At 61.8% G+C, this 11,005-nt stretch carries 10 protein-coding genes and 1 pseudogene; 7 read left to right on the forward strand and 4 right to left on the reverse strand.

The genetic code is table 11. The annotated features are described in order from the left end of the window. Together MA07_RS03655 and MA07_RS03660 are read right to left on the reverse strand one after the other, a co-directional pair. Positions 1-1,017, reverse strand: a 1,017-nt coding sequence (locus MA07_RS03655; RefSeq protein ID WP_036347157.1) for an IS110 family transposase, incomplete at its 3' end; no start/stop codon positions are given. A gap of 100 nt (positions 1,018-1,117) precedes the next feature. Beyond that, positions 1,118-1,864, reverse strand: coding sequence for a sulfite exporter TauE/SafE family protein (locus tag MA07_RS03660; protein WP_036347144.1), 747 nt, complete (start codon positions 1,862-1,864; stop codon positions 1,118-1,120). A gap of 141 nt (positions 1,865-2,005) precedes the next feature. Between MA07_RS03660 and MA07_RS03665 the strand changes: the two genes are divergently transcribed. Both MA07_RS03665 and MA07_RS03670 read left to right on the forward strand, forming a co-directional pair. Next, positions 2,006-2,893 carry a Crp/Fnr family transcriptional regulator gene (locus MA07_RS03665; protein ID WP_152568707.1) on the forward strand — a complete coding sequence of 296 codons (888 nt, stop codon included), beginning with the start codon at positions 2,006-2,008 and terminating at the stop codon, positions 2,891-2,893. A 109-nt stretch (positions 2,894-3,002) separates the two neighbouring features. Beyond that, complete coding sequence (locus tag MA07_RS03670; RefSeq protein ID WP_160195374.1) at positions 3,003-3,179, forward strand: DUF1236 domain-containing protein; 177 nt, start codon at positions 3,003-3,005, stop codon at positions 3,177-3,179. Between the two features lie 515 nt (positions 3,180-3,694). Here the strand turns inward: MA07_RS03670 and MA07_RS03675 are convergent. Continuing rightward, a complete protein-coding gene (locus MA07_RS03675) occupies positions 3,695-4,174 on the reverse strand; it encodes a hypothetical protein (protein ID WP_036347147.1) in 480 nt (159 codons plus the stop codon). A gap of 1,042 nt (positions 4,175-5,216) precedes the next feature. Between MA07_RS03675 and MA07_RS30700 the strand changes: the two are divergent. The 3 genes and pseudogenes from MA07_RS30700 to MA07_RS03685 all read left to right on the forward strand — a co-directional run. Beyond that, positions 5,217-5,357: pseudogene (locus tag MA07_RS30700) on the forward strand (aspartate aminotransferase family protein); the annotation flags it as partial. 78 nt (positions 5,358-5,435) lie between these two features. Beyond that, the gene (gene ald / locus MA07_RS03680) at positions 5,436-6,551 is read left to right on the forward strand and encodes an alanine dehydrogenase (RefSeq protein WP_036347149.1); all 1,116 of its coding nucleotides are present in this window, start codon (positions 5,436-5,438) and stop codon (positions 6,549-6,551) included. A gap of 830 nt (positions 6,552-7,381) precedes the next feature. Then, positions 7,382-7,621, forward strand: coding sequence for a hypothetical protein (locus tag MA07_RS03685; RefSeq protein WP_036347151.1), 240 nt, complete (start codon positions 7,382-7,384; stop codon positions 7,619-7,621). Between the two features lie 303 nt (positions 7,622-7,924). Here MA07_RS03685 and MA07_RS03690 read toward each other — a convergent pair whose 3' ends face one another. Next, positions 7,925-8,938, reverse strand: coding sequence for a magnesium and cobalt transport protein CorA (locus MA07_RS03690; RefSeq protein ID WP_052002810.1), 1,014 nt, complete (start codon positions 8,936-8,938; stop codon positions 7,925-7,927). A 481-nt stretch (positions 8,939-9,419) separates the two neighbouring features. Here MA07_RS03690 and MA07_RS03700 point away from each other — a divergent pair, with 481 nt between their 5' ends. Then, entirely contained in the window at positions 9,420-10,694 is a 1,275-nt protein-coding gene (locus MA07_RS03700) for a phosphatase domain-containing protein (protein WP_036347154.1), read from the forward strand. A 123-nt stretch (positions 10,695-10,817) separates the two neighbouring features. Beyond that, positions 10,818-11,005, forward strand: a 188-nt coding sequence (locus MA07_RS28590; protein ID WP_152568708.1) for a L,D-transpeptidase, incomplete at its 3' end; no start/stop codon positions are given.

Here is an 11,005-nt window from a genome sequence, read left to right on the forward strand (position 1 = left end):
AGCAGCCGGAGCGCGATAACCCTGGTTGCCCTGCAAGACGGCCCAGGCGACCCGAGCCAACTTGTTGGCGATGGCGACCTTGACGACGCCGGCTGGGCGGCGGGCCAAGAGCGCGTTGATCCATCCCGCAGCCGCTGAGGCTTTGCCGCGGGCATGCCGCAAGAGTGTCGTGGCCCCGAGCACCAAAAGCCGGCGCAGATATCGATCTCCTTCTTTGGAGATGTGCCCGAGCCGCACCTTGCCGCCTGTCCCACTCTGGCGTGGCACCAAGCCGATCCAGGCGGCCAGGTGGCGGCCCGAGCGGAAGGAGCGCGGATCCGAAATGGTGGCCGCAAGGGCGCTGGCCGTGATGATGCCGACGCCGGGGATCGTCTCCAGGCGCTGGCTGAGCTCACTCGTGCGATGCCAGGCCAGGATCTCCTGCTCGGCCTCAGCAACCCGGACTTGGGCCTCCTCAAGTTGCGCGATGATCAGGCGCGCACACCGCCATGCCAGTTCCGGCAAGGCTGCCCCTCGGGTCTTCTCGGCCACTTCCCTGAGCTTGGGGACGCTCGGCAGCCCTTGGGGAGCAATGATGCCGTATTCGGCCAGATGACCACGCAGAGCATTGACCAGCATGGTCCGCTGCCGCACGAGCAGCTCGCGGGTCCGGTGGAGCATGAGCACGGCCTGCTGCTCAGAGCTCTTGATGGCCACATAGCGCATGGTCGGGCGGGTCACGGCCTCGCAAATGCCCGCCGCATCAAGGGCATCGCTTTTGCCGCGTTTGACATAGGGCTTCACATAAGCCGCAGGCATGAGCCGGACCTCGTGCCCGAGAGCCGCCAGCTCTCGCGCCCAGAAGTGGGCGGTGGAGCAGGCCTCCATGCCAATCAGGCAAGGCGGCAATCGGCGGAAGAAGCCGATGAGTTCACCCCGGCGGAGCTGCCGGCGGATCAGAACCTGTCCATCCTGATCGATGCCATGAACCTGGAACACATGCTTGGCGAGATCGAGACCTACTGTCGTGACTTGCATTGAAGCGGCTCCCTGTCTGGCGCTGAGGCAATCACCCTATCTCATAGGGCGCTGCCGGGAGCAGGCGCCGTCCACCTCATCATTCATGGAATGCCAGCGGTCAGTAGACGCCGAGCATCTTAAGGCCGGCGATGACCAGCACCACGCCGAGGGCTTTCAGGACCACCGGGCTGGCCAGCTTGATCCCGAGCGTCGTACCGACCAGGCCGCCCAGGAGCACCGCGCCAGCATAGAGCGGGAGTTCTGCCGGAAGGGCCTGCACGGAAGCGATGTTGCCCAAAAGGCCAGCGACCGAGTTGCACAGGATGAAGGCGGCCGCGACGCCCGAGGCCGTGCGGGTCTCGGACCAGCCCATGAACAGCAGCAACGGCGACAGGAAGATCCCGCCGCCGGTGCCTGTCAGGCCGGACAGCAGGCCAATGCCAATGCCTGAGACGATGCCCCAGCCGACGGGAATGTCCTTGATGTCCTGCGCGATCTTCGTCATCCCTGGCCATAGGAGACGGGCCGCGGCAACCAGCAGGATCACCCCGACCAAAGGGCGGTAGTACTGCCCGGGCAACGTGATTGAGCCACCGACGAAAGCCATCGGTATGGCTCCGATCAGGACGGGCCAAAGAGTGCGCCAACGGAACAGGTCGGCCTTCGCGTAACGGAAGGTCGTCAGGCTGGCGACCAGGATGTTGAGGACCAGAGCCGTGGGGCGCATCACCGCCGGGACCACCCCGAAAAGGGCCATGACCGCAATGTAAGCCGAGGCGCCCGCGTGCCCGACGGAGGTGTAGAGCGCGGCTCCAAGGAACAGGCAGACGGCGAGGAACAACTCGGCGGGGACAGGAAGGTTCATCGGTGGAACCTAGCCGCAGGAAACCGTCCGCACCAGCTTTCCCAGGCGTGAGGAATAAGTGTCGAGAATTGCGCGGAAGCCCCTCTATGGAACCGACCCTCCTGCGCCGCGCGTTCCCTGACTAGGGGTGAGGGTGTCGCCATGACCCATGCTCCGAAAGCAGATCATCGCACAAACCGGCTCCTGGCCGCCCTGGAGCCCGTGGACTTCGCACTTCTGGAACCCCACCTCGAGATCGTTGAGCTCAAGCGCGGTCAGGTGCTCTACGAGGCGGGTGACGTCATTGGCTACGCCTTCTTCCCGCATGATGCGATGGTCTCTCTGGTGAATGTCATGGAGGATGGCGGCACCGTCGAGGTGGGGCTGTTCGGTTGCGAGGGGGTCTTGGGCCTGCTGGGAGCGCTCGTGACGCGGGAAGCCTTTGGGCGGTACATCGTGCAGATGTCCGGCACCGCCTCGCGTATCTCCTTCGATCGCCTGAACGAGATCAGAAGCGCCTGCCCCAACCTCCGGGACCTGATCATGCGCTACGGCGAGGCCCTGCTCGGCCAGACGTTCCAAACCGTCTCCTGCAATGCGGTTCATGTGGTGGAAGCCCGCTGCTGCCGCTGGATCCTCAGCATGCATGACCGGGCTGATCAGGATAACTTGCCCCTGACCCACGAGTTTCTGGGCGAGATGCTGGGGGTGCAGCGCTCCTCGGTGAGCGTTGTGACCCGCACGCTCCAGACGGCAGGGCTCGTCCAGCAGATCCGTGGGGGCATTACGGTGATCGACCAGGCCGGGCTCGAGGAGACAGCCTGCGAATGCTACGCCAAGATCCGGCGGATCTATCAGCGCCTCCGGTGGAGCAGCCTCCGGCACCTCGGGCGGAACGTCGTCCGGAACATCCGGTGGCGCCGCGGGCAGCACGTCGGGCGGAGCTACGGGAGGAACGTCCAGTGGAACGTCGGGCGGGGCGGCGAGCGGCACAACATCCGGTGGGACTGCCCCCGGCACGGCCGGAGGCGCGGCTGGTACAAGCGGTAATGCAGCAGCAGGCACAAGCAGCTCGACGACCATCAACATCACGGGCGAGCAGCGCACCCGAGCTGTTGAGACGCTCTGCAGCGTCAACGTCCGACCGGTGCAGCAGAACGTGACCATAACGGTGGGGCAAACTGTGCCCACGACGGTGACGGAGCTTGTTGACTGTCCCACGACCCTGGAGAGCCTGATCACGGGTGTGCGTGACTGTAAGGTCGTGCTGGTGGGGGATCGCTACTACATCGTCGAAGGCAGCAGCCGCCGCGTGGTCACCGTTATCGAGCGGTAAGGTTGCGAGAGGCTGATACTCCATGGCTCATCAGACCCCGCGTCGCTTCGCGACGCGGGGTTTCATTGTTTGACGCCGTCCCATTCTAGCTGTGCATCCAGCGATGGCTGCGGCAGACAGTCTGTCAGGCATGAACATCTTCCCGTCCACTGGATCAATGATCAGCTCGGGAGAGGCTTTCCATTCCAATGCGGAATTTGAGCTCGCCAAGACTTCGCCTCGCGTGCTGTGCGCATGATGATGCAAAAGCGAAGAGCACCCTCGTGGCGCTCCCGTCATGTCATGTCCTTCGTCACGCGTGACGACAGCGACGGCGAGCTGGTCGAGCCCAAGCCGAGGTAGCCTTCGCCGCGGACGACCCGAACCGGGGGCAAGACGTTGGTGCGGCCCTGATGCGCTGGGCCTCACCCTCGCTGTTCCATGCTGATCGCCGTGACGAGGGTGGCGTTACCCATGTGGTGGATGATGGCCTCGAAGGTGGCCCGCTTCCAGTCCATGCCGTTCTTCTATGCGCCTCACTTGCAGAGCAGGTTCTTCTCGCTGACGCCGACCTGAACGATCCGAGGCTTGTCCACGCCCGCGACGCCGACGTACTTGAATACGCGGTCATCAATCTCGCGCTTTTGGGTCTCCTGAACGACAACCTTATCCCGTCCATCGAGCAGCGCCCAGAAGGCTGAGGCTTGCGGTTGCTTGGCCGGATCAGGGCTGAATGTGAAGTCGATGCCGGTGTTCGTCAGATACACATGGCCGGCGGAATCCGTGATCCAGAATTCCTCGATAGCCGAACTCCCGGCGACCGTGTTGAGAACACCGTTGATCTGGGCAGGGGTCATCCCCGCCTTCTCCGCAACAGCAACGAATTGGGCCGCGAGCATGGCTTGGCCGACCATATGCCGCGCAATCAGGTCGTCACACTCGGCAGCTCTGGAGCTTGTGTTCGTGAAGCACGCGAGAACGGCCACGAGGATGGCTGGTGCGCGGTTGCAATGCATGGAGTCCTCCTACCGTCTTGTCCAAGGGACGAAGAACCGCACCCGAGGGCATGAGGCCCCGGATGGGGTTGTTGTCGAGCCAGGATCAGACAAGCCCAATTATCTTGATCCTAGAGCGGTTTGGAAGTGATCGGAACTGGATTATCTGATCCGCCCCAGGCAGTACTTGCGACCCGCTACTGCGGTCTCGGGAGGGTCCAGACCGGGTCAAGCTCGATAGTATCAGGCCTGAACGAAGGTCTGCTCATCCCAGCAGTGCGGAAGTACGGCTAAGGTCAGACCCGTGCCAGGAGCGGCCCTTTGAATGTGTTGGGGTTGGCGCCGTCGCATTACCGACAGGCTGTCAATCAGCTTCGTCGGGGCTGACCGAGGGCGTCAGAGAAGTTCGCTGGTCATGACCACCCTTCGGGCCAAAACCCCGGTCTAACCCTCCTTAGCCATGGTCATCGCCTGACACCGGCAGTAGTCAGCTCCGGTCACCTGCCCTGGAGGAGTTCGATGCGCCTGCTGTCCATACTGTTGATCTCCATTGCGCTGTCAGCGTGTGTCTCGTCAGGCGAGCAGCAGGCGCCGCCCGTGCCGCCTGCGAACCTGGGGTCGACGCAAGCGATGCCGTCTGCCTCCGGGGCACCAACATCCGCACCCACGTACACGAGACGAGTGACCTACCGCGACGGCAGGTACACCCTGCCCGACGGCACGACGGTGGCTGCGGAGCCGGGTGGCGGTTTCACGCTGGCAAACGGGGAGGTCGTGCGGCCTGACGGGACAGGCGGGATCATCCTCCCGAACGGGGCACGGTGCGTCTCGGACGGCAACCGCGGCTATCTCTTCCCTAACCGTCCTCAAGCCCGCTCATCCGGCCAACCCGTTTTGAGCGCGAACGGACGTGACGGCGACGGGGATGTCACATTAAGCGGGAATTCTGCCCTGTATTCATCAAGGAAGAATTTTCCTTCCTAAGAAAGTCAGTGACTTAGGTTGTGCAAAAACTGGCCTTTAGTGTCAGTTCACCGGCCATACTCGATTAATGTGACATCCTTTTCTTGAATGCTTCAATCGCGGATTGCTGATCCGTGTCATGGATGACATTATCGCCCTGTCACGACCTATAATCATTGAGCGCGAGCACATCGACACCATGATGTCCATTCTGTCGGAAGCTTTTGGGCGTATCGATTAATTCAACATCTGTCGTTCTGCTCCCGTACACAGGCGGGCAGGCAAGAATTCTCGTAAACCAGCAACAGTGAGACGGCTCATGCGCGTCGGCGTGCCCAAGGAGATTAAGAACCATGAGTACCGGGTCGGCCTCGTCCCCTCCTCCGTGGCAGAACTGGTTCATCACGGCCATGAGATCCTGGTCGAGCGCGGGGCAGGCCTGGGTGCAGGCCTCCCGGACCGCGAGTACGAGACGGCGGGCGCGACCATCATCGGCGGACCAGACGAGATCTTCGAGCGCGCCGAGATGATCGTGAAGGTGAAGGAGCCGCTGTCCGAGGAGCGCCGCCGCCTGCGCCCGGGACAGGTGCTCTTCACCTATCTCCATCTCGCGCCCGACCTCGCACAAACCGAGGACCTGATGAAGAGCGGCGCAACCTGCATCGCCTATGAGACGGTAACCTCGCCTTCCGGTGCACTTCCGCTTCTTACACCCATGTCCGAGGTAGCAGGGCGGCTGGCGCCCCAGGTCGGCGCGCATTGCCTGGAGAAGGCTCAGGGCGGACGTGGCGTCCTGCTTGGCGGTGTACCGGGCGTGCCAGGAGCCGAGGTGGTGATCTTAGGAGGGGGCGTGTCTGGAACGCATGCGGCCACAATTGCCCTCGGGATGGGCGCGAACGTCACCGTTATTGACCGCTCGGCGGAGGTACTTCGCCGCTTGGCTGTGCAGTTTGGCGCCTCGATCCGCACCGTCTTCTCCACGCGCGATGCCATCGCCCACCTGGCGAAGGAGGCGGATCTCCTCATCGGCGCCGTGCTCGTGCCGGGTGCCGCCGCGCCGAAGCTGATCAGCGCTGAGATGGTGCGGTCGATGAAGCCTGGCTCCGTCATCGTCGACATCGCCATTGACCAGGGCGGCTGCTCGGAGACATCGCGCCCTACGACCCATTCCGAGCCGACCTATGTTGTCGACGATGTCGTCCATTATTGCGTGACCAATATGCCGGGCGCGGTGGCGCGCACCTCCACGTTTGCGCTCAACAACGTCACTCTACCCTTCACCCTGGCGCTCGCCGACAAGGGATGGCGGCAGGCCCTGAGGGACGATCCCCATCTGCGAGATGGGCTCAACGTTCATGATGGCAAGATTGTCTGCAAGCCCGTGGCGGACGCCCACCAACTCCCCTATACGCCGGTCGCCGAGACGCTAGCTTAGGTGAGATATGGGAGGCAGGCCCCTGCTACAGTTATTGGTTTGCGATTGCATGCATGGGTACTCCTGAACCGCTCCAGGGGCAGAGCTTCTGGGCCTCTCACCCGGTGAAGGCAGCTTTAGGTCATGGGAGGTCCTTGAGCGCGGCCATATGGATGTCCGCTTACAGCCCGAACACGGAAATTTCGTCAGGTCAGCCCGTGCCAGAGATGGCAACTTTTTTGGCCTATGGGCGGGGTTTTGCAGAAGCCGTTTTGAACTGTGACGGCTGCCATCTCTCTCAAACCATGCACTCGATTGCCGCGCATGGTAGCCTCATCCATGAGAGGCGCTCGTGAGCACGACGTCAGATCAGCAACCTTGAGCACGACGCTCGAGCGCAGCCAAACTCTTGGGCGTACGCGACCTTCCAGTACCCTTCGGCGAGATCAGCATCTGCCCAGCCGGGAGCAAAATCGAAGCTGCGAGCGAAACCACAACAAGCAAAAGCAAAAGTAACGTCATTAGAATACTCGTACTTAGAACAGCGTCCACAAATGACCGAGTCCTCAGCATGGTGAATGACCATAGTTACTAGAGTGTTAGTGGCGAACGGCCGGCTGCTGAAAACAGCAAAAGAAAAACTCAACAGAGCTTCGGAATATCGGGTTCAAGGCGTTGTACGCCTATGCCCTGCCCTTCACGAACGTCGGCTTTAGCTAATCGAGCTGCCCCTTGGCTTACGTCTCACATGTGCTAGGAGCAGTCCTTCAATTGCTTCGTACCTTTGGCCTAGCCTCTGTAGCGCTCCAAGGATATTGTTTGTTTATACAGAGCCTAATGGGAGAATACCGATGGCCAATGTTCACTACAGGATTGTGGAGCACGAGGGCGGATGGGCCTACAAGGTCGAAGACGTCTTCTCGGAACGCTACGCCACCCATGACGAAGCACGCAAGGCTGCGGAGCGGGCCGCCGCTGGACAGATGCTGCCGGGCGCGACCGAGGACATCGAGTTCCAGGATGAAGCAGGCGATTGGCATGAGGAAGTTTCCCAGGGACGGGACCGGCCGGAGACCGACGTCACCGGATAAGGGGTTGCTCCCAATTCCGTTTCGGTTCTCAATCAAGTCGCCTTCTTATGGCGAGGATCGTACCTCACAAGCTCGCCTGTCAGCTTCTCGCCTTCGCTGGCAAGCCTCGTGGCCTTCTCGCGCAGCTTGTTCTCTTTCGCGTTGGTACTATGGTTCTCACTGCCTTTGCCCATTGTTTGCCTACCCGGATCTTGAAGTATCATTGAAGCGACGCCTTGCAGGCGCGGTTCCAAACCCGAGCCGTGGACCAGCACGGCTATCAGCCGCCGGGACTCACCTGCACGGGCTGATGGGTGAGGTTGGCTAAAGCCAGTGGTTCTGGCGAAAGCGCCAGTACAGCCAGCCGCACACCGACCCAATCACCAGCAGAACAACAGCGTAGCCGTACTTCCATTGCAGCTCAGGCATGACTTCGAAGTTCATCCCATAGATCCCAGCCACCGCCGTCGGCACGGCAAGGATCGCCGCCCAAGCCGCAAGCCTACGCGTGATCTCGGTCTGCTGCGCCTGCCCGGCCATCAGGCTGGTCTCAAAGGCGAAGGCCAGCACCTCGCGCAGGGACTCGATCTCCTCCTGCACCCGGCGGATGTGGTCGGAGACGTCGCGGAAGAGCGGATAGAGTGAGGCATCGATACCCGGCAGGCCCGGTTGCTCAAGCCGCCGGCACACCTCTACCAAGGGGACGGCAGCATTGCGCAGGCGCAGCAGATCCCGGCGGAGTTGATAGAGCCGGCCCACACGGGATTGCGTGTATGTCTCGGCCAAGATGCAGTCCTCGATATCCTCAACCTCCGTCTGGATCGCTTCGATCACGGGCATGTAGTTGTCGACGATGAAATCGAGCAAGGCATAGAGGATGTAGTCCTCCCCGGCCGAGAGCGCGGTTGGCGATGCCTCACAGCGCTCGCGCACTGGAGTGTAGGAGGTTGAGGGCCCATGACGGACGGAGACGACGTAGCCATGCCCCACAAACAGGTGGGTCTCGCCGAAGGCCGTGCGCCCGTCGACCATTTGGGCCGTCCGCGCGACAACGAACAAAGCATCTCCATATTGCTCGAGCTTTGGCCGCTGGTGGGCTTTGAGCGCATCCTCAATGGCAAGGTCGTGCAGGCCGAACTCCGCTTGAACTTGGCGCAAGAGCTCGAGGCTGGGTTCGTGTAGGCCGATCCAGACGAAATGTTCTGGCTTGCGCGACCACTCGCCAGCTTCCGCAATCGGAACCTCTGCCATGCGCTCCCCCTCGGCATAGGCAGCCGAGGCGACAACCCCAGGAGGATCGTTGGACTGAACAGAGACAAGCTTGGGGGCATCCGTCATGTTCAACCAACGCATGATGGTGGCATCAGTGCCCGGCGTGAACAACAGGTGCTCGCTGGACGCGACATACGTCCGCATCGGGTCAGGTACGGTCTTTAAGCGTGGCCGTATAATGGTCGGCCTATCACGAAATTGCGGAACTTGGCTGCCAAGAGCAAAGTGAGTCGATGTTTGTGCGGATTACGCGAGCTTTGTCTGCCGTTACCCGTGGTGTTACCCGGGAGAAAAATAACTGCAAAGCTGCAGACGCAAGAAGGCGATGACACCCTTGCCGGTTAAGGGTTTGAGGTGGTGAGCGCGCTGGGACTCGAACCCAGGACCCTCTGATTAAAAGTCAGACGTTCTTCGGATGTCGTGGCGGACCGAGCCTGGCCTGCCGCAGCGGGTGCAAGTCTATCATGGCTCAACAGAGCAGTACTCCAAGGATCTTTTCCACGACCCACCTCATTGGAAAAACAGACAAGGATATGGGGTGAACGCGATGAGCCTCACCGGCGCAGTGAGGAAATGGCTGGGCGCACTGATCCGGATGCTGGGCATCGCGGCTCGGCCCGTCCAGGAGGCGCAAGGCGACCGAGGCGTGGTCATCCAGCCCTACCGCGGATACGGATCCCGCTCCGAGGTGTTCCTGATTGGTCGGGTGTTCCGGCAATCAAGCCCGAACTCAGAGCTCGGACGAGGAGCCCTCCTGACTAACTTACGCGACATCGGTCGGCGCATTGCCCGCCGCGCAATTCCCGATGCCATGGTGACCGCCCAGTTCTATGGAGCGGAGGAAACCGTCACCACCGACAAGGACGGCTATTTCCGGGTCCATCTCTCCTCTGCCCTGCCGCCCCCGCCGACCCGTTCGTGGCACACCATGGATCTGACACTGCTGCAGCCTCAGGCGGTTCAGGCGCAGGCTCAGATCTTCATCCCACCCGCCAGTTGCCAGTATGTGGTCATCAGCGACATCGATGACACGGTCATGCACACCGGTGTCGCCAACAAGCTCCGGATGCTCTGGCGCCTGTTCGTCGAGGACGCGCAGAGCCGGGTGGCTTTCCCCGGCGTCGGGGCCTTGTACCGGGCCCTGCACGCCGGCGCCTCCGGCAACCAGCAGAACCCCATGCTCTATGTCTCACGAGCCCCCTGGGGAATCTACGAGGTGCTGGAAGAGTTCTTCGATCGGCATGGTATTCCGGTTGGCCCAATCCTGTTCCTGCGGGAATGGGGTGTCTCCTGGAGAAGCCCTCTGCCGCGCAGGGCCGAGGACCACAAGCGCGAGCTGATCCACAACATGCTGGCGCTCTACAGTGACCTACCCTTCGTTCTCATCGGCGACAGCGGTCAGCACGATCCCGAGATTTACCGTCAGATTGTGGAGGAGCATCCCGGGCGGGTGCTGGCGGTGTACATCCGGAATGTCTCCCGAGATCTCACGAGGATCAGCGAGATTGAGGACCTCGCCAAGGTGGTGGCCGGCGCAGGCAGCGGTCTGGTGCTGGCAGCCGACAGTGTGGCAATTGCGGAGCACGCGGTGCACCTTGGTCTTGTTTCCCCGGAGACTGTCTCTGAAGTCCGGAACGAGAGAACGGCTACCGATCCGGCTGAGCCTGAGTCGCAGACCTACAGCGTTCAGAGGTCCACACCGACGAGGACGGCAGAGGCCGTCGCGCAGGGTGACTTGCAGGATCTAGTTGGGAGCGGGTCCGAGCCGATGCCGCCCAATGTAATCATTGAGGCGGCGCGGGAGAAGTCCAAGGAACCCTGATGGGATGGGAGTGTCCGCTGGCTCATGATGCCAACCTTCAGGTGATTGGAACCTTAGCCGTTCTCAGCAGTCATCCTTGTGCAGTGCTCTAACGCGGACCGGAGCAACACTGGAGGCTGATCGATGCGTAGAGCCATCTCATCCATGATTGCACTGCTCGGCGGCATCGTCCTTGCTGGTCCTGCGGGTGCTGAGGTGTCGATCGTGGTCGATAAGACAACCCAGCACATGACCGTGTCTGTTGATGGGCAGCAGCGCTATTCCTGGCCGGTGTCAACGGGCACGGCCGATTACTCCACGCCAGTCGGCGC

Source organism: Microvirga sp. BSC39 (assembly GCF_000739015.1).
GTDB lineage: Bacteria > Pseudomonadota > Alphaproteobacteria > Rhizobiales > Beijerinckiaceae > Microvirga.